Source organism: Aquamicrobium sp. (assembly GCF_023954335.1).
GTDB lineage: Bacteria > Pseudomonadota > Alphaproteobacteria > Rhizobiales > Rhizobiaceae > Aerobium.
The window spans coordinates 28,615-53,566 of record NZ_JAMLIE010000003.1 but is presented as its reverse complement, the minus strand read 5'-3'; the positions used below and the strand labels follow the sequence as shown (position 1 = coordinate 53,566).

Annotated in this window: 26 protein-coding genes; 8 read left to right on the top strand and 18 right to left on the bottom strand. The window is 63.2% G+C overall.

Annotated features, from left to right (window positions below; all coding sequences use genetic code 11):
• The 16 genes from M9945_RS17715 to M9945_RS17640 form a co-directional block, all read right to left on the bottom strand.
• Positions 1-453 (bottom strand): MaoC/PaaZ C-terminal domain-containing protein, encoded by a 453-nt coding sequence (locus M9945_RS17715; protein WP_367945663.1) that lies wholly within the window; start codon positions 451-453, stop codon positions 1-3.
• On the bottom strand, positions 450-815 hold the full coding sequence (locus M9945_RS17710) for a MaoC family dehydratase (protein WP_367945662.1): 366 nt from the start codon (positions 813-815) through the stop codon (positions 450-452). Before M9945_RS17710 ends, M9945_RS17715 begins: the two co-directional genes overlap by 4 nt.
• Positions 816-824: 9 nt before the next feature.
• The gene (locus M9945_RS17705; RefSeq protein ID WP_367945661.1) at positions 825-1,217 is read right to left on the bottom strand and encodes a hypothetical protein; all 393 of its coding nucleotides are present in this window, start codon (positions 1,215-1,217) and stop codon (positions 825-827) included.
• On the bottom strand, positions 1,207-1,608 hold the full coding sequence (locus M9945_RS17700) for a Zn-ribbon domain-containing OB-fold protein (RefSeq protein ID WP_367945660.1): 402 nt from the start codon (positions 1,606-1,608) through the stop codon (positions 1,207-1,209). The genes M9945_RS17705 and M9945_RS17700 overlap by 11 nt, the downstream gene beginning before the upstream one ends.
• Before the next feature lie 2 nt (positions 1,609-1,610).
• The gene (locus M9945_RS17695; protein ID WP_367945659.1) at positions 1,611-2,762 is read right to left on the bottom strand and encodes a thiolase family protein; all 1,152 of its coding nucleotides are present in this window, start codon (positions 2,760-2,762) and stop codon (positions 1,611-1,613) included.
• Between the two features lie 43 nt (positions 2,763-2,805).
• On the bottom strand, positions 2,806-3,588 hold the full coding sequence (locus M9945_RS17690; protein ID WP_367945658.1) for an IclR family transcriptional regulator: 783 nt from the start codon (positions 3,586-3,588) through the stop codon (positions 2,806-2,808).
• 77 nt (positions 3,589-3,665) lie between these two features.
• On the bottom strand, positions 3,666-5,258 hold the full coding sequence (locus M9945_RS17685; RefSeq protein WP_367945657.1) for an AMP-binding protein: 1,593 nt from the start codon (positions 5,256-5,258) through the stop codon (positions 3,666-3,668).
• A gap of 10 nt (positions 5,259-5,268) precedes the next feature.
• On the bottom strand, positions 5,269-6,339 hold the full coding sequence (locus M9945_RS17680) for an SDR family oxidoreductase (RefSeq protein WP_367945656.1): 1,071 nt from the start codon (positions 6,337-6,339) through the stop codon (positions 5,269-5,271).
• A 16-nt stretch (positions 6,340-6,355) separates the two neighbouring features.
• Positions 6,356-7,072 carry an ABC transporter ATP-binding protein gene (locus tag M9945_RS17675; protein ID WP_367945655.1) on the bottom strand — a complete coding sequence of 239 codons (717 nt, stop codon included), beginning with the start codon at positions 7,070-7,072 and terminating at the stop codon, positions 6,356-6,358.
• Entirely contained in the window at positions 7,069-8,763 is a 1,695-nt protein-coding gene (locus M9945_RS17670) for an ATP-binding cassette domain-containing protein (protein WP_367945654.1), read from the bottom strand. Before M9945_RS17670 ends, M9945_RS17675 begins: the two co-directional genes overlap by 4 nt.
• A 3-nt stretch (positions 8,764-8,766) precedes the next feature.
• The gene (locus M9945_RS17665) at positions 8,767-9,627 is read right to left on the bottom strand and encodes a branched-chain amino acid ABC transporter permease (RefSeq protein WP_367945653.1); all 861 of its coding nucleotides are present in this window, start codon (positions 9,625-9,627) and stop codon (positions 8,767-8,769) included.
• A 33-nt stretch (positions 9,628-9,660) separates the two neighbouring features.
• Positions 9,661-10,827 carry an ABC transporter substrate-binding protein gene (locus M9945_RS17660; RefSeq protein WP_367945652.1) on the bottom strand — a complete coding sequence of 389 codons (1,167 nt, stop codon included), beginning with the start codon at positions 10,825-10,827 and terminating at the stop codon, positions 9,661-9,663.
• 390 nt (positions 10,828-11,217) lie between these two features.
• Entirely contained in the window at positions 11,218-11,988 is a 771-nt protein-coding gene (istB, locus tag M9945_RS17655) for an IS21-like element helper ATPase IstB (RefSeq protein WP_367945651.1), read from the bottom strand.
• Positions 11,985-13,478, bottom strand: coding sequence for an IS21 family transposase (istA, locus tag M9945_RS17650; protein WP_367945650.1), 1,494 nt, complete (start codon positions 13,476-13,478; stop codon positions 11,985-11,987). Before istA ends, istB begins: the two co-directional genes overlap by 4 nt.
• Positions 13,479-13,605: 127 nt before the next feature.
• Entirely contained in the window at positions 13,606-14,151 is a 546-nt protein-coding gene (locus tag M9945_RS17645; RefSeq protein ID WP_367945649.1) for a hypothetical protein, read from the bottom strand.
• A complete protein-coding gene (locus tag M9945_RS17640) occupies positions 14,148-14,882 on the bottom strand; it encodes a hypothetical protein (protein WP_367945648.1) in 735 nt (244 codons plus the stop codon). Before M9945_RS17640 ends, M9945_RS17645 begins: the two co-directional genes overlap by 4 nt.
• An 81-nt stretch (positions 14,883-14,963) precedes the next feature.
• Here M9945_RS17640 and M9945_RS17635 point away from each other — a divergent pair, with 81 nt between their 5' ends.
• Positions 14,964-15,287: a helix-turn-helix domain-containing protein gene (locus M9945_RS17635; RefSeq protein WP_367945647.1), complete on the top strand. Its 324-nt coding sequence runs from the start codon at positions 14,964-14,966 to the stop codon at positions 15,285-15,287.
• Positions 15,288-15,349: 62 nt separating this feature from the next.
• On the opposite strand, the gene M9945_RS17630 is transcribed toward M9945_RS17635, so the two are convergent.
• Positions 15,350-17,071 carry an ATP-dependent endonuclease gene (locus tag M9945_RS17630; RefSeq protein ID WP_367945646.1) on the bottom strand — a complete coding sequence of 574 codons (1,722 nt, stop codon included), beginning with the start codon at positions 17,069-17,071 and terminating at the stop codon, positions 15,350-15,352.
• 655 nt (positions 17,072-17,726) lie between these two features.
• Between M9945_RS17630 and M9945_RS17625 the strand changes: the two genes are divergently transcribed.
• From M9945_RS17625 to M9945_RS17615, 3 genes are all read left to right on the top strand, one after another.
• Entirely contained in the window at positions 17,727-18,275 is a 549-nt protein-coding gene (locus M9945_RS17625) for a hypothetical protein (protein WP_367945645.1), read from the top strand.
• A gap of 44 nt (positions 18,276-18,319) precedes the next feature.
• On the top strand, positions 18,320-20,269 hold the full coding sequence (locus M9945_RS17620) for an ATP-dependent helicase (protein WP_367945644.1): 1,950 nt from the start codon (positions 18,320-18,322) through the stop codon (positions 20,267-20,269).
• A 93-nt stretch (positions 20,270-20,362) separates the two neighbouring features.
• Positions 20,363-20,863, top strand: coding sequence for a hypothetical protein (locus M9945_RS17615; protein ID WP_367945643.1), 501 nt, complete (start codon positions 20,363-20,365; stop codon positions 20,861-20,863).
• On the opposite strand, the gene M9945_RS17610 is transcribed toward M9945_RS17615, so the two are convergent.
• On the bottom strand, positions 20,767-21,699 hold the full coding sequence (locus tag M9945_RS17610) for a LysR family transcriptional regulator (protein WP_367945642.1): 933 nt from the start codon (positions 21,697-21,699) through the stop codon (positions 20,767-20,769). The genes M9945_RS17615 and M9945_RS17610 overlap by 97 nt on opposite strands.
• Positions 21,700-21,812: 113 nt before the next feature.
• Between M9945_RS17610 and M9945_RS17605 the strand changes: the two genes are divergently transcribed.
• Genes M9945_RS17605 through M9945_RS17590 form a run of 4 tightly spaced genes read left to right on the top strand, consistent with a single transcriptional unit; the run spans position 21,813 to position 24,935 of the window.
• Positions 21,813-22,646, top strand: a complete 834-nt coding sequence (locus M9945_RS17605; RefSeq protein WP_367945641.1) for a transporter substrate-binding domain-containing protein — start codon at positions 21,813-21,815, stop codon at positions 22,644-22,646.
• Between the two features lie 23 nt (positions 22,647-22,669).
• Positions 22,670-23,377 (top strand): amino acid ABC transporter permease, encoded by a 708-nt coding sequence (locus tag M9945_RS17600; RefSeq protein ID WP_367945640.1) that lies wholly within the window; start codon positions 22,670-22,672, stop codon positions 23,375-23,377.
• Positions 23,378-23,415: 38 nt separating this feature from the next.
• Positions 23,416-24,186: an amino acid ABC transporter permease gene (locus M9945_RS17595; protein ID WP_367945639.1), complete on the top strand. Its 771-nt coding sequence runs from the start codon at positions 23,416-23,418 to the stop codon at positions 24,184-24,186.
• A complete protein-coding gene (locus M9945_RS17590; protein WP_367945638.1) occupies positions 24,183-24,935 on the top strand; it encodes an amino acid ABC transporter ATP-binding protein in 753 nt (250 codons plus the stop codon). Before M9945_RS17595 ends, M9945_RS17590 begins: the two co-directional genes overlap by 4 nt.
• Positions 24,936-24,952: the final 17 nt, after the last annotated feature.

Here is a 24,952-nt window from a genome sequence, read left to right as displayed (position 1 = left end):
TCAGGGCTGGGGCTTGCGGGCGATCATCATGTCGCTGAAGCCGGTCTGGATCACCTCGTCGGCGGGATCGAGGAGGTCGAACCGGCGCTCGATGATCCCGGTCGCGCCGGACGAGACGAGCCGCTTGCCGGTTATCTCCATCTGCACGATCAGCGTGGTGCCGATCAGGATCGGCTTCCTGAACTGCCAGTCGCGGATGTTGAGCATGGCGAGCGCCGAGGTCTCGAATATGCCCCACTGGTTCATCGCCCCGGTGATGAGCGACAGGCCGAAGATGCCGGCGACGATGCGCTGGCCGAAGCGGCTCCGGCGCGCGTAGTCCTCGTTGCAATGGATCGGGTTCCAGTCGCCCGACAGCATCGAGAACATGGTGCTGTCGGCCTCGGTGACGGTGCGGCCGGCCGTGCGCCAGCGCGCGCCGGTCTCGATGTCCTCGTAATACAGCGTGCTCATGCCTGCAGCTCCCCGGACAGTTCCAGCTTTCCGCCGATGATCGTCTCGCCGCGCTGGTTGCGGACCCAGACGCTATAGTCGCCTGTCCCCTTCGACAACTCGCCCCCGGCCGTGACCGTGTCGCCGGGCCGGACCGGCGCCGTGAACCGCACGCGCAGCCGCGCGGGGCAGACATTGCCGGGGCACAGGTCCTCGATCATGATCCACAGCAGCCCGAGCGACATGGTGCCGTGCGCGATCGTGCCGCCCATCGCCGTCGACGCCGCGAAGTCCGGGTCGGTATGGATCGGATTGGCGTCGTTGGTCAGCCGGGCGTAGAAGTCGATCTCCGCCTGGGTGATCGTCAGGCTTTGCGGTTTCATCGTGTCGTCCTACCTCGCCCAGGCGATCTTCATGGTGCCCGTCGCGTATTCGCGGCCGCTTTCGCCGTCATAGGTGCGGGTGCGGATGTGGATCCAGCGGCGGCCGTTGCGCACCTCCTTGCGGGCGCACTCGACGTCGGTGACGACGGTGTCGCCGATCCTCGGCAGGTCGCCGATGTCGTAGCTCTGCTCGCCATGGATGTTGCCGGGAGGCCTGACCGGGCAGGCCTCCATATAGGCGCACATCTTGATGATGGGCAGGAACCCGATCGGGATGCGCCCGCCCGCGGCGGCGCCGGACGCGCGGCCGTAAAGGTCGCGCCACTGGGCGACGAGGTCCGGGCGGATCCGGTAGCGGCTCTCGCCGAGCTTGCGGTTCTCGACGAAATCGTCAAACAGCATCGGGGCTCTCCACGGCGGCGAAGGGCGCGGGCTGCCCGTCCGGCGTGTCGGCGGCGAAGCCGACCGTGACCGCGGCGCCGATCGCCACCCGCCCCCTGCCCTGCATCATCAGCCGCGGCCCCTCGTCGAGGTCGACGAGGCAGATCACGTAGGGCGTGCGCGCGGCGAAGAAGGCGTTTGAGCCGCGATGGACCTCGGTGAAGGAGGCGACCGTGCCGCGCCCCGACGCCGTGGCCGGTGACAGGTCGCGGCCGCCGCAGGCGCGGCAGGTGAAGAAGGCGGGGAGCTGCCAGCTCGCGCAATCGTCGCAGCGCGCCATGACGAGGCGCTGCTCGGCGCAGCCTTCAAGGTAGCCGCTGTAGGGTGGCGCGTAATCGTCGGGCGCTGGCATGCTCAATCCCTCGCAAGAACAAGGCTGCAATGGGCGGAGAGGATCCCGCCGTCATTGTGCACGAAGCCGATTTTCTGCCCCTGCGCCTGCCGCGCCCCTGCGGTGCCGCGCAACTGCTCGACCACCTCGACGACGTGGAACATCCCGCCCGCCGCGCCGGAATGGCCGAAGGAGAGAAGGCCGCCATGGAGGTTCAGCGGGTGCTTGCCGTAGCGCGAGAAGACGCCGGAAGCGACGGCGCGCCCGGTCTCGCCGGGCTGGACGAAACCCATGGATTCGAGCTGCACCGCCAGCGTGATGGTGAAGCTGTCATAGATGCCCAGCACGCCGATATCGTCGTGGCGCACCCCCGCCTCGGCCATCGCCCGGGCGGCGGCGTCCTTGCAGGCGAACTCAGTCAGCGACCGGGCGGCGACGATGTGCTCGTGGGTGTGGGCCTGCCCCGCGCCGATGACGCGCACCGCCGGGCGGGCGGCGTCGGCGCGCCCGTCCTCGGCGCTGACCACCACCGCCGCCGCGCCGTCGGAGATGAGGCAGCAGTCGAGCATGTGCAGGGGGCTCGCGATCATGCGCGAGGACAGGACGTCGTCCCGGCTTATCGGCTCGCGCATGTGCGCCAGCGGATGCAGCGCGGCGTGGGCGCGATGCAGTACGGCGATGTCGGCGAGGTCTTCGCTGGTGGTGCCGTAATCGGCCATGTAGCGCTGCGCCACCAGCGCGTAGGCCGCCGGGACGCTGATGCCGAAGGGCTGCTCGAACACCGGATGGCCGATGCGCGACAGCAGCGCCACCGTCCCGTCGCGGCCCACCCCGGTCAGGCGGTTGTCGCCCAGCGCCACCAGCACGTTGCGGCAGCGCCCCGAGCGCACGAGATCGACGGCCTGCATCACCAGGATGGCCGCCGTCGCGCCGCCGGCCTGCACGGCGGCGCAGACCTTCGGCGCCAGCCCCAGCCCCTCGCTGAGCACGGACGCCAGCATCAGGTGCGGATAGCTGATGGAATAGGCGGTGAGGAAGCCGTCGATGTCGGCGGGCCCGAGCGCGGCGTCGCGCAGCGCCGCCAGCGCGGCCGAGGAGATGAGGCCCGGCGCGTTGCTGCCTTCCAGCCGCCCGACCGGCGTGATGCCGACGCCCGAAACGAAGGGGGAGATCATCCGCGCGCCCCCCTGCCGTCAGGGCGCGCGGCGGGCCCGGCGCTCAGCGCCTGTCTTCGTAGTCCGGCACCGCGCCGTTGCGGGTCAGCTCCGCGGCAAGCTCCTTGAGCCGGGTGCCGATGGCATCCAGCTGCGCCTCGGAAAAGCGGTTGCCCACCCAGATGGTCGACAGGCCCATGGACGGCACGCCGCTGCGGCTGTCGATCATGACGCCGATGCCGTTGACGCCGATCTGGAAGTTCTCCCGGTCGGTGCCGTAGCCCAGCCGCCGGGCGCTCTCCACGCCCTGCCAGTATTCCTCGAAGGTCGGGGCCGCCTGCCAGCGCAGCGTCCTGAACTGCTCCTGAAGCCCGGCCCGGTCCATGCCGATGCTGGCCGCGAAGCTGCGCCCGATGGCGCCGATGAGCGCCGGGAAACGCTGGCCGATGACGAGCTGGACCCGGATCGCCGCGTCCATCGGCTCGGTCTTGTCCACCAGCGTCAGGCGATAGGCCGACGTCCGCTGCCACAGCAGCACGGTGACGCCGTAGGCCTGCGCGACCTGCTCCATATAGGGCCGGATCAGCGGGATGGCGCCCTGCCTGAGCAGGCTCGACGCCACCTCCAGAACGCCCAGCGCCAGCGAATAGTGCTTGGCGACGGGGTCGAAGCGCAGCCAGCCGAGATGGGTGAAGGTCTTGAGAATGTTGAAGCAGGTGCTGGGATTCAGCCCGAGCGACTGCGATATCTGCGCCACGCGCAGCGGCTCGTTGCTCTGGCTGATGAGACGCAGGATAGCGATGCCGCTGACCAGTGCGGGGACGAGTTTCGGGGGGTTCTGCATCATTCTGCATATAGAATACCGTTTCTGACCTCGTCAAGGCGACCGGAAACGTCGGGATCTGGCGGCTCATCCGTGCTTCCTCAGACTGTCTTCGCGCGGCGCGGACGGCCGAAGACGCGGTGGGCGTCCCACGCCTTGTCGTTCGGCAGGGCGCGCAGCTTGTGGCGCTCGACCTCGCGCTTGGTAGCCGAGCGGGGGAACTCCTCGACCTGCTCGATGAAGCGCGGCAGCTTGAACGTCGCCATGCGCGGCAGCGCCCAGCGATAGAGCTCGGCGGGGTCGACGACGGCCTCGCTGCGGACAAACGCCTTGACGGCCTCCTCGCCGAGCTCGGACGGCACGCCGATGACGATGACCTCCTCGAGGCCGGGATAGAGGCTGAGCACGTTCTCGACCTCGTAGGCCGAGACGTTCTCGCCGTTGACGCGCAGCCAGTGCGCGTGGCGGCCGACGAAGAACAGGTATCCGTCCTCGTCCACATAGCCGAGATCGCCCGTGTGCAGCCACAGGTTGCGCCAGCATTCAAGCGTGCGCTCGGGGTGGTTCAGATAGCCCAGCATGAAGGTGTGGGCCTGTTTGGGCCGCAGGCAGATCTCGCCGATGGTGCGCGGCGGCACCGGGCGGTCGCTCGTGTCAAGGATGGCGATGTCGCAGCGCTCGCCGCCCCTGCCGTTCGATTCCGGCTTCGGCGAGCCGACGGGGTTGTGGACGATCAGCACGCCGCCGCTCTCGGAGAGGGAGTAGACGTTGACGGTCTCGACGCCGAAGCGCTCGCGGAAGGTCTGGCCGACGCCTTCGGGCACCTGCGTCAGGACGCCGATGGCGACGCGCGCCCGGTGGTTGCGGTCCTGCTCGGACGGCGGCTGCTGGCACAGCAGCGTGACCATGGTGCCGATCGGGTCGAGGACCGTCGCGCCGGTGTCGCGCACGCGCTCCCAGAAGCGGCTGACGCTGAACCAGCGCTCCAGATGGGTCGGAATGCCGGCGACGTAGGGGCCGATCAGGCCCAGCATCAGCCCGGAATTGTGGAACAGCGGGCAGACGCTGTAGTGGCAGTCGCCGGGGCGGACGTCGAAGGCCTCGATGTAGCGGTAGCCGGCGGCGATCCAGGCGAATTGCGGCAGCAGCACGCCCTTGGGCATGCCCGTCGTGCCGCCGGTATAGATCACCACCGCCGGATCGCCCGGCCCGAGCTCGACATCCGGGCACGGGCCCGCGCCCGCGAGCAGCGCGGCGAAGGGTTCCGGCCCATCCTCTACGCCGTCGATCAGGACGACCGGAAAGGCCGGCGTCCGGTCGGCGACGTCCTTCAGCTTGGGAAAGTTCTCGGCATCGACCACCATCAGCGACGGCGCGAGGTCGCGCAGGCAATAGGCGAGGTCTTCGCCCAGAAGGCCGACATTCAGCGGCGCCCACACCGCGCCGAGCTTCATGCAGCCGAACCAGGTCAGGACCTGCTCGGGGCAGTTGTAGGCGAAGCTGACGACGCGGTCGCCCCTGGCGATGCCGCGCGCGGCGAGGCCGGCCGCCACGCGGTCCGAGGCCGCGTCGACCTCGCGATAGCTCATCGCGCGGCCGGCGATCTCGAAGGCGAGGTCGTCGGGCCGTTCGCGGCCCCGCGCCCGCACGAGCGCGGCGATGGTGTCCCACTGGGCTGTCATGGGCGCGGTCATGGCTGCGGTCTCACCTCGGCAGGATCTTGCGGTTCTGGAGCTCGCCGAGCAGCTCGACGAACATCGCCTCGGTGTCGATGCAGTCGGCGAAGCCGGCCTGCCGGATCTTGATCGTGCTCATATGGTGCGGGTTGGGGCGCTGGCCGTAGCCGAGGAGGAAGTCGGCGAACTGCCAGGACGGCACGATCTCCTTGTACTTGTAGGGCTGGAGGCCGTATTTCGCGACCATCGCGTCCCAGACCGGCTCGTTCTCGGGCATGACGCGCGCCAGCGAGAAGGGATGCGCGGGCGCGAGCTCCATGCCGAACAGCTCGGCGACCTTCGGCCAGACATTGTGCCAGACATAGACGTCGCCATTGGTGATGTTGAACACCTCGTTGTGGCTGTTGGGGCTGGTGGCCGCCCATTCGATCGCCCTGGCGATCAGGCGCGCGTCGGTGGCCTCGCCGATGCGCTCGACGCCGCCCGGGAAGCGCAGCGGCATGCCGTATTCGCGCGAGACCGAGGCGAACACGCCGATGGCGGTGATGATGTTCAGCGGCGAGCCGATGGCGATGCCGCAGACGATCTGCGGCCGCAGGATCGACCACGTCCAGTCCTTGCCCTGCTGCTCCTCCGCGATCCAGTCCATCTGGTTGTAGTAGAAGTTCGGCGGCATGTAGCGCGGGTCGCTCTCGCGGGCCGGCTGGCGGAACGGCCCGAGATGGCCGCCATAGGCCTTGGTGCCCTGGAGCAGCGTGATGTGCCGCAGGCCCGGATTGTTCTTCTCGACGTTGCGCACGAGGTTCTGCAACATGGCGAGGTTGGTCGTCACATGGTCCATCTCGGACCAGCCGCGCGTCACGTCGCTCTTCTCGTAGACCGCGGTATAGGCGATGTGGGTGATGCCGCGCAGCTCGGAAAGCTTGGCGGCCGAATCCGCGTCGTCGCGCAGGTCGACCTGCACCCAGTCGGCGCGGGTCGGGAAGTCCGGCGCGCGGCGCGCCGCGCCGACGATCTGCCAGTCCTGAAGCGTCTCGAAATGCTCGAGCACGCAGCGCCCGACAGCGCCGAGGGCGCCGACAATCAGAATCTTCTTCACGCGATGTCTCCTGTCGTCAGAAATATTCGATGAGGCGTCGGCGATCCGTCAGCGGCTCGGGCGCGCCGGCATAGACGACGCGTCCGGTGCGCAGGATCATCACGCTGTTGGCGATGGGCAGGCTCTTCTCGACGTTCTGCTCGACGAGGAGGATCGCCGTGCCGAGCGCGTCGCGGATCGCGGCGACGCTTTCCATCACCGAGCCGACCAGGCTGGGGGCAAGGCCGATCGAGGGCTCGTCGAGGATCAGGAGCCGCGGCGACAGCACAAGCGCCATGCCGATGGCCAGCATCTGTTGCTGGCCGCCCGAAAGCGTGCCGGCGCTCTGCCTGCGCCGCGCCGCGAGCACCGGGAACAGCGCGTAGACCTTGTCCATCTCCGCCTGCACCCGCGCCTTGTCGTTGAGCACGAAGCCGCCGAGACGAAGGTTCTCCTCGACCGTCAGCCGGCTGAAGACGGGATGGCCCTGCGGGACGAAGGCGAAGCCCTGCAGCACGTTCTCGCGCGGGTCGCGGCCGCCGATCTCCTCGCCGGCGAGGCGGACATGTCCCGCGCGCGGCCGGATCAGGCCGAACAGCGACTTGACCAGCGTCGACTTGCCCGCGCCGTTGTGGCCCAGCATCAGGAGGATGGCGCCGGCATCGATGGAGAAGCTGACATCGGTGCAGACGGGGCGCTTGCCGTAGCCGACCGAGAGGTTGGATACGGCGAAGAAATGGGGTGCCGTGGTCATTGGATGTAGTTCTCCAACACGCGCGGATTGTTCATCAGCTCCTCGGCGCTGCCCTTGGCCGCCACCTCGCCGGATTCGAGATAGAGAACCTCGTTGCAGACCTCGCGGATCACCTCGAGATTGTGCTCGATCAGGCAGATCGTGCGCCCCTTGGCCGCCATCTCGCGCAGCACCGGCAGCACGCGCGCCAGCGTGTTCGGATCGAGGCCCGACAGCGGCTCGTCGAGCAGCGTCACCTCGGCCTCGGTGGCGATGACGCGGGCGATCACCAGCAGCTTCTCCTCGGCATAGGACAGGTTGTCGGCCAGCTCGTCGGCGCGGTGGCCGAGGCCGATGAAGGCGAGGATCTGGCGCGCCCGCGCGGTCAGCCGCCGGTCCTCGGCGTCGACGCTCCACGGCGTGCAGATGCTGCGCACCAGATTGTCGCCCCGCTGGCGCGGGAAGGCGACCAGCACGTTCTCCAGCACGGTCATGCGGCGGAACAGGCGCAGGTCCTGGAAGGAGCGCGCGACCCCCCTGGTGACGATCCGCGACGGCGGCGTGTCGGTGATGTCCTCGCCGCGCAGCCTGATGCGCCCCGACGACGGCTTGAGGAAGCCCGTCAGCATGTTGAACACCGTGGTCTTGCCGGCGCCGTTCGGCCCGATCAGCCCGGTGATGCGCCGCGCGGGCAGCGCGAGGTCGACGTTCCGCGCCGCGACCACGCCGCCGAAGGTCTTGTTGAGGCCCTCACAGGACAGCGTCGTCTCGCCCTCCGGCGCGGCGAAGGCGGTGATCGCCATCGCCTCGGGCTGGCTCTCGCCGCCCCTGGCCGAGCGCTTGCCGAGATTGCTGGTCTCGGGCAGCAGGCCGCCGGGCCGGAAGCGCAGCATCAGGATGAGGATCAGCCCGTAGATGACGTTGCGCAGGAGGTCGGCCGTGCCGAGCGGCAGCGGCAGGAACTTCATCGCCTCCGGCAGCAGCACGAGGATGAGCGCGCCGAGCACCGAGCCGGTGAAGTTGCCGATGCCGCCGAGGATGATCATCGCCAGGATGAGGATCGTCTCCTCGGCGCGGTAGGAATGCGGGCTGACGAAAACGATGTAGTGGGCCATCAGGCTGCCGGCGAGGGCCGCGAAGCCGGCCGACAGGGCGAAGGCGGCGAGCTTGAGCCTGAGCGCGTTCTTGCCGATCGAGATCGCCGCGCTCTCGTTCTCGCGCATCGCCCGCATGGCGCGGCCGAAGGGCGAATGCCCGAGCCGCTGGCAGACGAGGTAGACCGCGACGGCGACCGGCACGGCCAGGAACAGCATCTCGCGCGCGGTGTCGAAGACGATCGGGCCGATGACGATGCGCGGAATGCCGCTGATGCCGTCGGGGCCGCCGGTCAGGCCCGGGACGTTGCGCAGGAAATCGACGGAGATCACCTGGAGCGCGAGCGTGATGATGACGAGATAGTGCCCGCCGACGCGCAGGGCCGGCAAGGCGGTGGCCGAGCCGAGCAGCGCGGCGAAGGCGACGCCGAAGCCCGCGGCGGCGACGGGCGGCCAGCCATACATGGTGGTCAGGATCGCCGAGCTGTAGGCCCCGGCGGCGTAGAACACCGCATGGCACAGGGCGAACATGCCCGCCAGGCCGATGACGATGTTCATCGACGTGGCCAGGATCGAGTAGATGCAGATGACGACGAGGATGTGGTAGAGGTAATCCATCGCTCACTGCCCCTTCAGCAGGCCGGTCGGACGCCACAGGATGACGACGAACAGGACGAGGAAGGCGATGGTCGACTGCCACTCGGACGGCAGCTTCCACATGCCGATGCTTTCGAGCAGGCCGAGGGCGAGGCCGCCGATGACCGCCCCCCAGATCGAGCCGACGCCGCCGACCACCACGGCGATGAAGGCATAGAACACCGACAGGAAGCCGACATGGGTGGAGGCGCCGTCGCGCAGGAGCAGGCAGGCGGAGGCGAGGCAGGCGATGCCGGAGCCGGCGGCGAAGACCATCAGCACCACCTTGTGGGTGTCGATGCCGACCACGCGCGCCATTTCCGGGTTGTTGGTCACGGCGCGGATGGCCTGGCCCCAGCCGGTGTGTTTCAGGAACAGTTGCAATAGCAGCGCCACCGCGCCGAGCAGGATCACCTGCGCGATCTGGATGCCGCTGACCACGGCATCGCCGATGAAGTAGATGCCATAGCCGACATTGTTCAGCGTCTTGGCGTCGGTGCCGAAGATGATGCTGATCAGGTTGGTGATGATGATGAACAGGCCCAGCGACGTCACGAGGATGACGAAGGCCGAGCTGTCCCGTTCAACCAGCGGCTGGTAAACCAGAACGTAGCTCGCCATGCCCAGCAGGGCGGAAACGGCGACCGCTATCAGGATGGCCGGCACGAAGGGGATGCCCATCATGACGAGCCACCAGATGATATAGGCCGAGGCCGCGAACAGGGGGCCGTACGCGAAATGGGCGATCCCGGTCGTGCCGAATATCAGGGCGAAACCGATGCCCAGCAGCGCGTACTGGCTGCCATTGGCGATCCCGTTCACCAGCAACTGGATGAAAAGGTCCATAAAACTGCTCCGAAAGGCGCTGGAAGACGGGCGTTATTCTTCCCGTACAGGCATGAACTTCACCAGTTCGAAGCCTTCGTCGAGCACCTTGAGGATGGCGACGCGCTTCATCGCGACGCCGTTCTCCTTGAAGCGCATCTTGCCGCCGTAGACGCTGTCGAATTCGGGATTCTCCAGCAGCGAGGCGGTGAGCTCGGCGCCCTTGGTCGCGTCGGCGCCGCGCGCCTGCGTGCGGCGCAAGAGCTCGGCGATGACATAGACCGCCTCGTAGTAGTTGGCGGCGTAGAAATCCGGCTCCTCGCCATAGGCGGCCTTGTAGTCGTCGTAGAAGCGCTTGCCCATCGGGTTGTCGTCGGTGACGGCGAAGTAGTCGGTGACGATCTCGAGGTTCTCGAGCTTGTCGTTGCCGGCGACCTTGGTGTCCTCGGCCGTCCACTCCATCGCGAGGACGGGCTGGGTCATGCCGAGCTCGCGCACGCGCTTGACCACGAGGCCCGACTGGGGCGTCGTCGGCCAGGACAGGACGACGTCGGGCTTGGCCGCGCGCAGCTTGGCGACCTGCGTGTCGATGTTGGTGGCGTCGGTCGCGAACTGCTCGACGATGACGACCTCCATGCCGAGCTGCTTCGCCGCCTCGTTGGAGGCGGCGATCACCGCGTCGCCGAACTCGGACTTGCCGGCGATCTGCGCGATGCGGTTGTAGCCGAGCTCCTTGGCGCGGTGGACCGCCGCGACGCCGAGGTCAGCGGCGAGCGAGCGGTTGTGGAACATGTGCGGGGAAACGCCGACCATGCGCGGGCTGACGCCGCCGCCATTGAGGACGAGGATGCCCTTCTCCTTCGAGATCGGCGCGATGGCGACGGTCGGGCCGGAGAAGGACGACAGCACCATCTCGGTGCCCTCGACCGTGATGAGGCGGTTCATGCCGGCGACGGCCGCCTGGGTGTCGCCGCTCTTGTGATCCTCGATCACCAGGGCGAGCTTGCGCCCGTTGACGCCGCCGTCGGCGTTGATCTCGTCGATCGCGGTCAGCGCGCCGCGGCTCATCACCGTGCCGTAATGCGGCGCCGCCCCGCTCATCGAAAGGATGGCGCCGATCTTGTAGGGCGGCTCCTCCGCCGAGGCGGGAACGGCCTGCCCGGCGAGGGCAAGCGCGAACAGCGAGGCCGCGACGGTCTTCATTCCTCCAAAGAAACCCATTCATTCCTCCCAGAGACTGTGGTTCTTCTAAGAGAACCATAAGAGGGGTTTGTTCGCGCTGTCAACGAGATTCGTCGTACAAATTCGCGCGCCGGTGCATTTCACCGGAAAATGTTCAGAACCTAAAATTGATTATTGACTCATAAATCATAATCAACTAGGCTTGCCCTTCAGAGTCAATCTGACAGGCGCGATTTCAGGGGTGCCTCGCTGGTGCGCGGGCCGCCGATCGAAGCTGCCGCGCCGGCACCCGCTCTCTGCCCGACATGTCAACGGCGGAGCAAAACCAGGCCATTGGGCGGCGCAAAAGTAGGCCACTTGGCGGCGCATTCGGGGAACGTCGGGAGGGCGTAGCCCGACCAGAGTTTCCCGAATGCGGCGTCGGCGTTCTTATGGGGTGGTGTCGGCGGCTTTTCGGGCCCTGCTTTGCGCGAGGCGATAGCTGTCGCCATTCATCTCGAGGATGCTGACGTGGTGGGTCAGGCGGTCAAGGAGCGCGCCTGTGAGGCGCTCGGACCCGAAGGTTTCGGTCCATTCGTCGAAGGGCAGATTGCTGGTGATCAGCGTCGATCCGCGTTCGTAACGCTGGGAGACCAGTTCGAACAGCAGCTCCGCTCCGGTCTTTGACAGCGGCACAAAGCCCAACTCGTCGATGATGAGCAGCTTGTAGCCGGCCATCTGCTTCTGGAAGCGCAGCAGACGACGTTCGTCGCGGGCCTCCATCATCTCGCTGACGAGCGCGGCCGCCGTGGTGAAGCCCACGGACAATCCCTTCTGGCAGGCTGCCAGGCCGAGACCGATCGCAACATGGGTCTTGCCCGTGCCGCTGGGCCCGAGCGCGATGACGTTCTCGCGGCGCTCGATCCATTCGCAGCGCGCCAGTTCCAGCACCAGCATCTTGTTGAGCTTCGGGATGGCGGCGAAGTCGAAGCTGTCGAGGCTCTTGGCGGCCGGGAACTTCGCAGCCTTGATGCGGCGCTCGACCATCCTGCGCTCCCGGTCGATCAGTTCCAGCTCGACCAGCCTGGCAAGATAGCGAACATGATCCACGCCCTCGACCGCGCATTGCCGGGCAAGCTTCTGGTGCTCGCGCAGGAAGGTCGGCAGCTTCAAGGTCTTGAGGTGATGAACGAGCAGGAGTTCGGGAGCATCGCTGCTCATGCCGGTTCCTCCTCACGGTCCAGCAGGCGCATATAGGCCTTGGCCGACGTCGTCTCGACGGTGGCTCTGGGCAGATAGGGATAGATGTCGAGGTCCAGCCTGGGCGGCCTGCGCTCGGCCCGGCACAGGACGAGGTGCTTCACGGCATCGAAGCTGATGGCGCCCAGATGCAGTGCCTGCTTCACGGCTGCGTGCAGGTCGGCCAGATCGAAGCTTTCCATCAGGCGCAGCACCTGCACATAGGCGCGCCGGCCCTGTTTGCCCATCCGCGCCTCCATGAGACGGCGCAGTGTCGTGAACGCCTCCGGCAGTTCCCAGCCCTGCAAGGGGGCCGCCTGGTCGAGCGCGTTGATCTTCTGCTCGATCAGCGGCAGGTAATGCAGCGGATCGAAGACAACCTCTTCGCGCTCATAGCTGCGCGGATGGCGGGCAATGATCTCCCCGCCGCAGCCGATCACCACCGCGTCGACATAGCCACGGATCCAAACGTCCTGGTAGCCGAAGGCGACCGGAACGGAGTAGTCGTTGGTCCTGTAGCGCACCAGCGCCTGCGAGGAGACCCGGCCGCTGGCCTGGTCGCAGGCCTCGAAGGGCGATGCCGGCAGCGGCCGCATCGCGGCCAGATCGCGCAGCAAGCGTTCGCCGATCGTCTCGCTCTCGCCGCGCAGCCGGTCGCTCTGGCGCTTACGGCACTGCTCCTCAAGCCACAGATTGAACTCGTCCCACGATGCAAAGCGCGGGATCGGCACCATGAAGTTGCGCCGGGCATAGCCGACCAGTCCTTCAACGCTGCCCTTGTCATTGCCCTTGCCGGGACGGCCATAGCGATCCCGGATCAGATAGTGGGACAGGAAGCCGCTGAACAGCGCCGCCCGCTTGCGCGTGCCGTCGGGCAGGATCTTCGCCACCAGGCAACGGTCGTTGTCGTAAACGATCGACTGCGGCACGGCGCCGAAGAAGGCGAAGGCATGGATATGGCCGTCCACCCAGGCCTCGGCCACAGCCGCAGGATAGGCGCGAACATAGCAGGCGTCGCTATGCGGCAGATCGAGCACGAAGAAGTGCGCCTTCTGCTCCACGCCGCCGATGACCACCATAGCCTCGCCAAAGTCGGCCTGTGCGTGCCCGGCCGGGTGCGCCAGCGGCACGAACATCTCCTGGCCGCGCCGCGCCCGATCGCGCATGTAGTCCTTGATGATCGTATAGCCGCCGGTAAACCCGTGCTCGTCACGCAGCCGATCGAACACCCGTTTGGCCGTATGGCGCTGCTTGCGCGGAACCGCCCGGTCCGCCTCAAGCCAACGATCGATGATCGCGATGAACGCGTCCAGCTTCGGACGCCGAACCGGAGCCTGCCGCCGATAGCCGGGCGGAACCGAATAAGCCATCATCTTGCGAACCGTGTCGCGTGAGATGCCGAAATGCCTGGATGCCTCGCGCTGGCTCATGCCCCCGTCGCAAGCAACCCGAACCTTCAGATATAATTCCACGGTGTAGATCCCTCATCCCTCCCTGCGCTGCGCAGAAGGGAAATAGGTGGCCGGATTTTACGCCGCCCGCAGCAGGACTATCCCGCCGCTACCGTGGTCTAGTTTTCCACCGCCGTTCTCAGCTTGGTCACATGCAGGTGTTGACCCTGCCTGCCTGCACAAGCTCCTGCCACTTATCGCCAAGCACCTCGCGTGCCGGAACGGCCTGATGCGCACCCGGCTCGCCATTACGGAACATGTAGATCGCGAACGCCTGCTCGTGCCTGCCGTAGACCATCGGCATGCCGGGCTGGTAGGTGGTCGTCCCGCTGTAGAAGCCACGGTTGTAGGTGCCGGAATGGCGATATGTTCCCGGCCCCTGCACGACCTGCACATTGTTGGCGCTTGCCATGTCCACGATCATGTAACGGTCGAAGCCCGCCCTGATCGTCTCGATGGCTGCCTGCTGCTGCGCAACCCGTGCAGCGCCCATCCCACCGCAGACGGGAGCCGCGCTGGTGCGGACAATCGCTGTGTTCGCTGAAGTGCGTATCGTGTCAGACGAGGTGCAGGCGGCGAGCGTCAGCGCCGACAGCAACGCTGCGCAGGTGAGTGTTCCTTTAATCATCGTATCCCCCAAGCCATTGGACAAAAAGCGAAAACCGAAACATGGGAGAAAATCGGCGTCAATCATCCGGCGGGCAGCGACGCACGGCCGAGATACTCACCGCGCACGAAGGACGGATCGAGTTGCCCGCAGGCTTCCATCGCCGAAATCGCCAGCCGCGCGGGGCTCTCCGGGTGGACGAGCAGGAAGAACACCACGAAGGAAGTTGTGAAGGTGAAGATGGCCGCGTCGGGCATCGTCGCCCGCAGCCGTGCCAAGGTGTCGGCCACGAACTGTTGCTTCGGCTTCATCATGGGGAAGTGCTGGTAAATCAGCACCGACTTGCCGTCGCCGTAGAAGGCGGCCACCTCGTCCAGAAACACGTATTTCAGCGCAGCCTTATGGCCCATCTTGACGGCCGGCGCTTGGATGCCGTTGTCGGGATCGAAGAACACCAGATCGGCATCGGCGAACTTCGCCCGGCCCTCGGCAATGTAGGTGGCTCGATCATCCACCGCCTGCGGCAGCGTCTCATTATGATAGAGAGCGCCGGCAATCGCTCCGCTGTCTTCGATGCTCTGCAATCGGCGGCGATCCGGCTCGCCAGCAGCGTGGGCCAGGGTGTCGAACAGCTCGGGGTCGAAATGGCGGAAGCGATCAGGCTGCTTCAGGTAGCTCAGCTTGCCGCCGTCCGTGCCACCATCGTCTGGCGTCAGCATCCAGCACACGCCGATGCGGTTCGCGCCGCCCACAGACAGCGCCCGCAACAGCGCATACTTCCGGTAGTCGTTGATGTCCCCGACGTATTGATGCTTCACCCCATGCCCCACGAAATGGCGTTATAGATGACGCCAGAACGTACATAGCCCCGTGGGGGATGTCATGAACAATTCGTTCTTATGGAGCTATTTGCAGCGAATCTCAGGAAGCGCGCAGGGGAACTTGGCCTCTCCAACGCAGAAGTTGCCCGGCGTGCTGGCCTGAGCGAGCGTCGATACGGAAATTACGTTAGTGGCCGGCGTGAACCGGATCTCGCCACGCTCGTGAGGATAGCGTCTGTTCTGGCTACTACACCTAATGACCTCTTGACCGGCCAGGCCCCGAAGGAGGCACCAGCGGACTTGGCCCGGCAGCGTGCGATGGCTGCTCTAGCTGCATTACGAAGCGATGATCTTGAGCGGGTGGTTGTTATGGTTGAAGCGCTAGCTGCCAATCGGGCATAGGGGCGTTTGTCTAATTTTCACTAGCAACAAAGAGCGTCCCGCGCGAGACACCGTGTATAGTTCTAGCTGTTGAGCACACCTTCAAGCAAATCCCGCAAGTCGTCAGCCATTTGGCCCGACAAGGCTACGGGAACAATTAATGAGTAGCTCTGCCCCCCTTTCAGGCCCGCCCTATGCGCTACGCTGCGGATCGCATTTCGCAGATTTTTTCCGAGAACTGCGTACTGTTTTCCATGCTTAGCGGCCTCCGCTTCAACCTCTGAGTCGCTGAATTGCGGTAGACTGCCTTTTTTATTGAACTTGTTTGCAGCATCGTTGCGTTTTCGGCGGCGCATTTCTAGCGCGACATCATTTGCCGAAGCTTCCGCGACTGCGTCATTCAGTAATTGGCTGGCAGCTTCTTCGGGGATTCCGAAATGCGAAGCGATCGCCTGTTCATTGGTCCAGTATGCTTCCATGTCTGAGCACTTCGTGAACCAAACGACATGACCTTTGTCGGCATACGGACCGCCAAGAACGCCTAACTCGCCGGGCATCAGAAAATCACGGTCTCGATGTATCACAACCTTTAGGCTGCCAGCGGTGAGTTCAATAAAGTCTTTGATGACCTCCGCTTCAGGCACTTTCCCTGATCCGCGCACTGGCCAAACGGCGACGGCGCGGTCAAGGTGGGGCCACTGAGACAGTAGCGTTCTTATCATGCCGGCATCTTCATCCTCCGTCAGCATGAGGATTTTGCGATCCAACAGACCCCAGCCCATTAACTGCCGGCCTTCGGTATCACCGCCATCCTGAACCTTCCCTTCCTTCATCCAAATGACTTGCGCACCACTTGGAAGGGCACGAACCACGGATGGGCTATGGGTTGTCAGAACAACTTGTGTATCCGTTCTCTGAGACGCCGCCACCAATACCGGCACCAACCGCTCTTGCGCTGTGGGATGTAGATGGGCGTCAGGTTCATCAACCAGCAACAAGGCGGGCCGAAAATAAAGGAGGTAGGCAAATATCTGAATGACCTGCAGGAAGCCAACACCAGCGAGTTCGAGTGGCTTCCATTTCTTCTCTGACAATTGCATATCAGCCGTCGTAAAGCGGGCTGAAATCGTGGAGTCCCGTTCGTCGGTGAACTCCACGTTGAGCGAGATTTTCTCCATTACCTGCGACACGTACTCTTCAAGCAGCTTGAGGCCATTCTTGCCGTCGATTTCAGTGCCTTTTAGGAGGTGGAGGACGTTGCGTAAGACTGTATTGGCGTCGCCAGCTGCGGCCAAGCGGTGAACGATTGCTCGACTTCGCTTCTCCTCGCTGAGAGGAATGCCGGCTAAACCGGGAATGTACGCGCTAAACTCTCTCGATGAGTCTCGAAGCTTAGTGATGAACGCATTGCCGCTGGGAATATGAACTAGGATACCCTCGTTGCGAGCTGACTTGATCCAAAGCTCCGCTGTCACCTCAGAGCCATCTTCCATGACAGCCACTACGCTCATATCAAGCTGAGGGGTGCCCGTCTTGTTACCATATTCTGACGAATGACCGGCGTTTCGATAGTCCGGGGATGGCATGTATGTGGCATTTTTTTCGGAAAGCGTGACACCATCGGACGGCTTTGAGCGGGCCTCAACTCCACGGTTGCGCCCCGACTGAAACATCCAGTGCATGGCTTGCAGTACGGAGCTTTTGCCAGAGCCATTCGCCCCAACAATCACATTGAAGTCTACTAGATCGACCTTCGTCGCGTCGATGGCTTTGAAATTGCCAATCTCAATGGTTTTGATTCTCACTTGTCGCCCCTCCCGCCGCTATCATTAGGCATGCAGCGAGTAGCTATCAATGAGTCATCTGCGGTCCGTTCATTTCAATGTCTGCTTCGGGCTCAATTGAAGCGTTCATGGCCGGGCTGTGACGGTTTAGGTTTGTATTGCATGAACTCCGCTCCATCGCCGCGCACCCCAGCGACGCCTCGATTTCACGCTGCGTCGAATCCGAAAAGTGGTAACCCGCGTGTAACCGCGACCCTTTCGGCCGCTTCCGCGCCTTGCGATTTCAACCGCCCTGAAACGACAAAAGCCGCGGTGTTCCGCGGCTTTGGACTGGTTGAGAAACTGGAGCGGGCGAAGGGATTCGAACCCTCGACCCCAACCTTGGCAAGCAATAAATTACATTGTCAATGTATTCGAACAGAATATCGCAGATTCCATTCCAGTGCGCAAGAGGGCGCGGTCTTCCGGTGTTTAGCAGGGGAGGAGATTTTGAACTGTGCGATACTCAGATGAACTGGCGTGAACTGCAGCGGAATGTGGAGGCGGTGACCGCGTGGTAACCCGACGCGCATTTGTGGCCGCGTTTGGAGGTCGCTTCCAGACAAGCGGCTTTCAGGCGTCTATAGTGGAACAGCTGCCATTCGTTGAGCTGCGACATTGCAAGGATCGGACGCCAATGACCTATGACGAGGGGGAGCATGTCAAGGAGGTCTTCGCCTATTTTGGCCGCGCATATTACGAAGCGGGCGTGTTGGAAACGGGACTAGCGATTGCGCTCATGCAAATCAATTTCCTTGGCCGAGTCCGCGATCAATATTTAGCTGATCGGGGGAAGTCCTTTGATCGGACACAATACGAAGCTGAATTCGATCGCTTTATGGAGAACCAACACGCGCAGACACTAGGTAATCTGATTAAGCGCGTTTCGGCATTGCCCGAGCTTAGTGATGGCCTAAAAGAAAGGCTCGGGGATGCCAAAAAGCGCAGGGATTTCTTGGGCCATCACTATTTTAGGGAAAGGGCAGTCGAGTTCAGCAATCGCACCGGCCGCGACAAGATGATAGCTGAACTGCACAATGACGGTGATATTTTTGAAGCGATCGATCGCGATCTTTACGCTGAATTGGCCCCAATCCGTAAGAAAATCGGAATGAGCGGCGAAAAATTCCAAAAGTATCTCGCGCAGGTTTACGCTGCACACGGCGTCGACTCTTCGACGGAATAGCTCACGCTGCTAATAGGGGACATGAAAATTCTTGGGGGGGTAAAATGCCTTGGTCTGATGGGTTAGCGGTAGGAAGTCCTGCTTACCAGATTGCGTCGTCAACGAATCTTCGCGTGCGCGTCGTGGCAGGTCCCGGCACGGGGAAATCGTTCGCGATGAAACGGCGGGTGGCACGACTCTTGGAACAAGGAATCGCGCCAGCGTCGATCCTGCCGGTCACGTTTACTCGTGTCGCCGCAGAAGACCTCCATCGTGAGCTAGTCAGCATGGACGTGGTAGGTAGCGACGGATTGACGGGCGTTACGCTCCACAGCCTCGCCATGCGTATGCTGATGCGAAATCATGTGCTTGACGCAACCGGCCGAGTGCCAAGACCGCTTAACGATTTTGAACTGGAGCCGCTCATTTGCGACTTGATGGGCGCATATGGAGGAAAGAAGGCTGTAAAGAAGTTTAAGCAAGCGTACGAAGCGGCTTGGGCTCGACTGCAACATGAACGGCCGGGATATGTCGTCGATCCCGCAGACGCGGCGTTTCAACAGGACCTACTAAATTGGCTCCGCTTCCACCGCGCTATGCTAATCGGCGAGGTGATTCCTCAGCTATACCAATATCTCCGAAACAACCCGGCAGCGCAGGAGCGCAGCGAGTTCCAGCACATTCTGGTTGACGAATATCAGGACCTCAACCGGGCGGAACAATCGGTCATCGAGCTTCTTTCCAATCACGCACACGTCTGCATTGTCGGTGACGATGACCAGTCGATCTATAGCTTCAAGCACGCTCATCCGGACGGGATTCGCGAATGGCTTGTTGCAAATGCTGGCGCGGATGATCTTGGGCTAGATGATTGTCGCCGCTGCCCGACTCGCGTCGTTCAGATGGCCAATAGCCTAATCGGCCACAACCAAATCAGACCAGTCCCTCGCGCGCTTGTCCCGCTGCCCGCCAATGGGCCAGGCGATGTGCGGATTATTCAATATCAGTCGCTCGCAAATGAGGTGAACGGTGTTGCGAACATCATCGCGGCGTTGGTTGCGAACGGCACGCCACCCGGCGACATATTGGTGCTTGCGCAGCGTGGCGTGATCGGAACGCCGATCTATGAGGCGCTTGTCGCCCGACAGATTCCAGTGCGGTCCTACTATGCGGAAGCGGAACTGGACGCATTGGAAGCCCGCCGCGCGTTCGCGAAGCTGAAACTCCTTATCGACAGAGACGACCGTGTCGCTCTGCGATGGCTGGTCGGCATTGATGGCAATAATTGGCACGCAGCAGGCTACCGTCGTGTGCGCGACCATTGCGAGGCTTCCGGTCTGACGCCGTGGCAGGCGCTAGAGCAGATCGCAGTCGGAAACCTCTCCTTGCCTCATACTGGCGGGATCGTCGTTGCCTTCAACGACCTCGTGGCTGAGCTTGATGCCTTGGAGGCACTTCCCGACCTAGCGTCTATCGTGGATGAGCTATTTCCGGCCGGGCAGATTGCAACACGCGATATCCGGCAACTGTCGCTCGACATTCTTGCCCAAATGGACATGGAAGAAGGCATTCACGGCGAGGACATCAAAAGCGAGTTCCTGTCGCGACTTCAAGAGGCGATAAACCAGCCTGATATCCCTTCGGAAATTCAAGACGTGAGGATCATGAGCCTTCACAAGAGCAAGGGACTCAGTGCTCCTGTCACAATCATTGCGGGCTGCATTCAAGGCCTGCTCCCAAAGCAGCCTGACAACACCCTCCCCCCTGCGCAGCAAGCCCTAGAAATGGAAGAGCAACGGCGGCTGTTCTATGTCGGCATCACGCGAGTGAAAGCATCGCCAGATGCTGGCAAGCCGGGCACGCTGATTCTGACCTACTCACAGACCATGCCGATGGCATCCGCCCTTGGGGCTGGCATCGCACCAGCGCAGGTGCAGTATGGCCTCGCATCCCTTCATGCGAGCCAGTTTATTGCCGAGCTAGGTCCGGCAGCACCACAACCAATCGCGGGTTAGGGCATTGGCGACACGCGATGAACTCTACGCAAAGTTTGGCAAAACGGCGGAAGCCGCACAGCTATTCGAGGTTGAACTAGGCTCGCTGCTTCTGTGCGCCCGCGCGATTGGACAGGGCTGGAGGTTCAAAGCCGACTCCGACAAGGCGCGGAAGGCAACACCGACGAGGCGGTCGAGTTCCTCGAACATATGTATCCCGGCCAGCGCCGTCACCTTGTTTCCATCCCGCTCAAAGGGCGTCTGGAGGCCAGCACGTTCCTTGCGCACGAAACCGACGAGATGCGCGCTTGGATCGAAGCCCGGCAGGGCGAGGCGAACCTTTATTTCCATGTGAACGACCTGCGGCCCGCTGTCGCGAACAAGAAGGCGAGCAAGGACGATGTTTCAACGGCGCTGTTCGTGCATGTCGATATTGACGACCCGGACGCCGAGGAGCGTGTTCTCGGCTTCTCGCCGCCTCCGACTGTCGTGGTGTTCTCGGGCGGCGGGTATCACGCCTATCCGCCCGAGCCGTTCAAACGGGAGTCGAGGTCCATCAGGCTCCCGGAGAGCATGTCCTGCATCGTCTTTTCGAACGCGTCCAGCAGCGCGTAGCTCTTCGCCGACTTCTGCCTGATGATCCAGACGCCGAAATCGACCTCGGGCAGGAACGGCCGCACCGATATCCGCGGGTCACGCAAGCCGCCCTGATTGTAGACGCACAAGGGATCGACGACGGAAAGCCCCGCGCCGGCGGCGACGAAGGAGTAGATCGTCTCGGATTGCCCGCTCTCAATGGGGATCTTCCTGCGCACGGTCAGCTGATCGAAGACGCGGTCGACGATGCTCTTGGAGCTGTCCTGTAAGCCCAGCGAGATGAACGCCTCTCCCTCCAGGTCGCGCGCGTGAACGTAGGGCCGCGCGGCAAGCCGATGCCCGGAGGGCAGAAGGCAGATGGCCCTCATCGTATGCACGAGGACCGACTCCACCTCCGGCCGGTCGCCGGCGATCGAGCTGACGCCGATATCGACGTGCTGCGCGGCCACGGCGTCGACCACGGTGCGCGATCTCATGCTCTGGATGTGAAAACGCGTCGCGACGTGATCCTTCTGGAACTCGAGAATGATTTCCGGCATCAGGCATCGGGCGATCGCCGGAAAGGCCGCGACGCGCAAGGCTCCCCAGCTGTTTTCCCGGATTGCGGTGGCGACGCGCGAAATCCGGTCGACGTTGACGAACATGCGATCGACCTCGGCGTACAACACCTCCGCCTCGCGGGTCAGATGGATCTTGCCGCCGCGCCTGTCGAACAGCTTGAACCGGCACGCCCGCTCGAGCTGGCCTAGCAACTGGCTTACCGCCGGCTGGGACACGTTCATCCTGTTGGCGGCCGCCGTGACGCTTCCCATGAGCACCACCGCCTGGAACGCTTCCAATTGCCGAACTTTCATGGCTTTCCCATAAGATTTGCTTATTTAACTCATAATAGGTTTAATTTGCATTATATTGCAAATTCAGATGAAATCACAACTCAAAATAATGATTCTTAAAGTGGGAGATACCAATGAGAATTAAACTAAAGCCGGCAATAACCGCAACAATTTCCGCAATTCTTTTTGCATCGTCCACGCACAGCACGCTCGCGGATCAACTTGATAAAATAAAAGATCGCGGGAAAATCATCATCGGCATCAAGAACGACTACAAGCCTTTCGGATTCCTGGATTCCGACGGCAAACTGCAGGGATTCGAGATCGAGCTCGCCAGGTATATCGGCACCGAAATCGCGGGCTCGGAGGACAAGATCGAATATGTCCCGGTGGTGGCCTCGAACCGCATGGAGCTTCTGAATCAGGGTCGCATCGACATTATCGTCGCGACGCTGGGACGGACCGAGGAGCGCGCCAAGGTGCTGGATTACGGCGACGACTACTACATGCTGGGAGAGGGCTCCGTTGTCGCCCCCGTCGACTCGAAGCTGACAAGCTGGGACGCGATAAGGGGCGTGAAGCTTTGCGGCATGCTCGGAAACTCGTTCAATCGCGTCCTGACCGAGAAGTACGGCGCCGAGCTGGTTCTGTTCCAGGGTACCGCCGAGCTGTTCAAGGCGTTCGAGGACAATCGCTGCGAGGGGGTCGGCTTCGACGAGCCCATCCTGCAGCAGAAGGTCGCCGAGCCGGCATGGCAGGGCAAGTACGAGATCACCATCCCGGCGGACAGCTTCATTCCGATCGCGATCGGCGTGCGCAAGGGCGAGACCGCGCTGCGCGACGCGGCCAACCGGGCCATCGAGCACGCGGCCGCGGAAGGCGTCCTCACATCGGCGGCCGAGCGCTTCAACATGGGCAAGTCGCAGTTCCTGGAAGATCAGCAGGCCAAGGCGAAAGCGGCCCGATAGCGCGATTCCGAAGGAACGCGGCGGTGAACCTCGACTTCACGTGGCTGACCAACCCTGTCTATCAGGGTTGGTTGCTGACGGGCATCTCAAACACGCTTCTGCTCAGCCTCTTCGGCCTCGTCCTGATGCTCGTCATCGGTGTGCTGGGAGCGGCGTGCGTCCACTTCAGGACGCCGGTGATGGCGCCCGTCGTCACCATCCTGGTCGAGCTCTACCGCAACACGCCGTCTCTCGTGCAGCTCTTCTTCCTCTACTTCATGCTTTCGGAGATGGGGCTTCACTTCATCGACCCCGAAACCGGACGCAACATACCTCTGTTTTCCGGCTTCACCTGCGGCGTCATCATGCTGGGCCTCTACAATGGCGCGATCGCCGTCGAGATCATCCGTTCTGGCCTTCTCGCCGTTCCGAAAGAGACGATCGAGGCGGCGCATGCGCTGGGCTACAGCCGTTTTCAGATCTTCACCCTGGTCGAGTTGCCCATCGGCATGCGGCTCACGATCCCTCTCATGACCAACAATGTGGTGACGCTGATCAAGACGTCGTCCCAGGCCGCGCTCGTGGCGGTCGCCGACCTCATGTACTCGGCCACCCAGATCATCAGCGAGACCTTCCGAAGCATGGAGGTCATGATGACCGTGCTGGTCATATACGTCATCATCGTGACCGCATCGGTGGTCGTCATCGGCTGGATAGCGAAGGCGACCAGGATGCCGGGATACGGCCAATGAACGACGCGACACCGGAAATCAGGTCGTTCGTCTTCGGCATGGCCGGCGTGACCGCGACGCTTTTCCTGATCCTTTTCCTCATCTACGTGGAAGAGACCGGCCCGGCGCTATCCGCCCTCGCGTCGATGTCGTCGATGCTGCTGACGGGCGCGACCGGGTTCCGCTCCATAGGCGGGGGGTTTTCCGCGAATGTCCTCGTCAGCCTCGTCGCGATGGCGATCTCGCTCGTGGCCGGAACCATCCTTGGCGCGGGATTGATCGCGAAGAGCAGGATCGTCCGGCTCGCATTCAGTTTCGTGATGAACTTCCTGCGGAATTCGCCATGGCTCGTGATCCTTTACGCCATGCTCTATCTCATTCCCTATGAGGTGAGCCTGTTCGGACGGCTGTTCACGCTGTCGCCCATGGTGAAGGCGATCATCGGCCTGTCGCTTCCGATCACCGCCAACGTGGCCGAGGTCTTCAGGGGCGGCGTGGAATCGATCCCCGAGGGGCAATGGGAGGCGTCCCGCTCGCTCGGCTACAGCCGCAGCCAGATCCTGCGCGAGGTCATACTTCCCCAGGCGCTTCCGCTGATGATCCCGAGCATCATGACCGTCTATGCGGCCCTGTTCATCGGAACGAGCCTCATCGTCGTCACCGGCACCGACGATATCATTTCCATCGCCAGGGTGCTGATCGCGAGCGGCGCCGATCGGTACGCCACGGCGATCTACCTGTTCATTCTCTTCGTGTTCTTCGCGTTCGCGTTCCCGATCGCCATGGCGACACGCTGGTTTGAACGTCGTCTCAGGAGCGTATCCGCATGACTCCGCCAAATACGAAGCCCTTGGTGCAGATGGAAAACGTCCACAAGAGCTTCGGGACCGTCGAAGTGCTCAAGGGAGCCAGCCTGTCCGTCAACGAGGGCGAGGCCGTCTGCATCATCGGGCCGTCGGGCTCCGGCAAATCGACGCTGCTGCGCTGCATCAACGCGCTCGTGCCGATCAACAGCGGCAGCATCCGCGTCGGCGATTTCCAGGTCGACAGGCTGTCGCGCGAGAAGGACCTGATCGCCCTCCGGCAGCAGGTTTCGATGGTGTTCCAGCAATACAACCTGTTTCCGCACAAAAACGTGCTGGACAACGTGTCCATGGCGCCGATCAAGGTGCTGCGCCAGGACAGGGACGAGGTGCGCGAGCGGTCGCGCGCGATCCTCGAAAAGGTCCAGCTTGCGCACAAGGCCGACGCGTTTCCGGGCCAGCTGTCCGGCGGCCAGCAGCAGCGCGTCGCGATCGCCCGGGCGCTTGCGATGCAGCCGCGGATCATCCTGTTCGACGAGGTGACCGCGGCGCTCGACCCCGAGATGGTCAGCGAGGTTCTCGCCGTCATCAAGCAGCTCGCGAAAGACGGCATGACCTGCATCCTGGTGACCCACGAAATGCGGTTCGCAGAGGAAGTCGCGGGCCATGTGTTCTTCACCGACAAGGGCGTGATCGTGGAAAGCGGGCCGCCGAAGACTCTCTTTCACGCGCCGAGGGACCCAAGGCTGAAATCCTTCCTCGAGAAGGTTTTGTGAGAATACAAGGAAAACAC

Coding starts and splice junctions, on each gene's coding strand:
- M9945_RS17715 (WP_367945663.1), bottom strand. CDS start 453: ATGAGCACGCTGTATTACGAGGACATCGAGACCGGCGCGCGCTGGCGC.
- M9945_RS17710 (WP_367945662.1), bottom strand. CDS start 815: ATGAAACCGCAAAGCCTGACGATCACCCAGGCGGAGATCGACTTCTAC.
- M9945_RS17705 (WP_367945661.1), bottom strand. CDS start 1,217: ATGCTGTTTGACGATTTCGTCGAGAACCGCAAGCTCGGCGAGAGCCGC.
- M9945_RS17700 (WP_367945660.1), bottom strand. CDS start 1,608: ATGCCAGCGCCCGACGATTACGCGCCACCCTACAGCGGCTACCTTGAA.
- M9945_RS17695 (WP_367945659.1), bottom strand. CDS start 2,762: ATGATCTCCCCCTTCGTTTCGGGCGTCGGCATCACGCCGGTCGGGCGG.
- M9945_RS17690 (WP_367945658.1), bottom strand. CDS start 3,588: ATGATGCAGAACCCCCCGAAACTCGTCCCCGCACTGGTCAGCGGCATC.
- M9945_RS17685 (WP_367945657.1), bottom strand. CDS start 5,258: ATGACCGCGCCCATGACAGCCCAGTGGGACACCATCGCCGCGCTCGTG.
- M9945_RS17675 (WP_367945655.1), bottom strand. CDS start 7,072: ATGACCACGGCACCCCATTTCTTCGCCGTATCCAACCTCTCGGTCGGC.
- M9945_RS17670 (WP_367945654.1), bottom strand. CDS start 8,763: ATGGATTACCTCTACCACATCCTCGTCGTCATCTGCATCTACTCGATC.
- M9945_RS17665 (WP_367945653.1), bottom strand. CDS start 9,627: ATGGACCTTTTCATCCAGTTGCTGGTGAACGGGATCGCCAATGGCAGC.
- M9945_RS17660 (WP_367945652.1), bottom strand. CDS start 10,827: ATGGGTTTCTTTGGAGGAATGAAGACCGTCGCGGCCTCGCTGTTCGCG.
- istB (WP_367945651.1), bottom strand. CDS start 11,988: ATGAGCAGCGATGCTCCCGAACTCCTGCTCGTTCATCACCTCAAGACC.
- M9945_RS17645 (WP_367945649.1), bottom strand. CDS start 14,151: ATGATTGACGCCGATTTTCTCCCATGTTTCGGTTTTCGCTTTTTGTCC.
- M9945_RS17635 (WP_367945647.1), top strand. CDS start 14,964: ATGGAGCTATTTGCAGCGAATCTCAGGAAGCGCGCAGGGGAACTTGGC.
- M9945_RS17625 (WP_367945645.1), top strand. CDS start 17,727: ATGACCTATGACGAGGGGGAGCATGTCAAGGAGGTCTTCGCCTATTTT.
- M9945_RS17620 (WP_367945644.1), top strand. CDS start 18,320: ATGCCTTGGTCTGATGGGTTAGCGGTAGGAAGTCCTGCTTACCAGATT.
- M9945_RS17610 (WP_367945642.1), bottom strand. CDS start 21,699: ATGAAAGTTCGGCAATTGGAAGCGTTCCAGGCGGTGGTGCTCATGGGA.
- M9945_RS17605 (WP_367945641.1), top strand. CDS start 21,813: ATGAGAATTAAACTAAAGCCGGCAATAACCGCAACAATTTCCGCAATT.
- M9945_RS17595 (WP_367945639.1), top strand. CDS start 23,416: ATGGCCGGCGTGACCGCGACGCTTTTCCTGATCCTTTTCCTCATCTAC.
- M9945_RS17590 (WP_367945638.1), top strand. CDS start 24,183: ATGACTCCGCCAAATACGAAGCCCTTGGTGCAGATGGAAAACGTCCAC.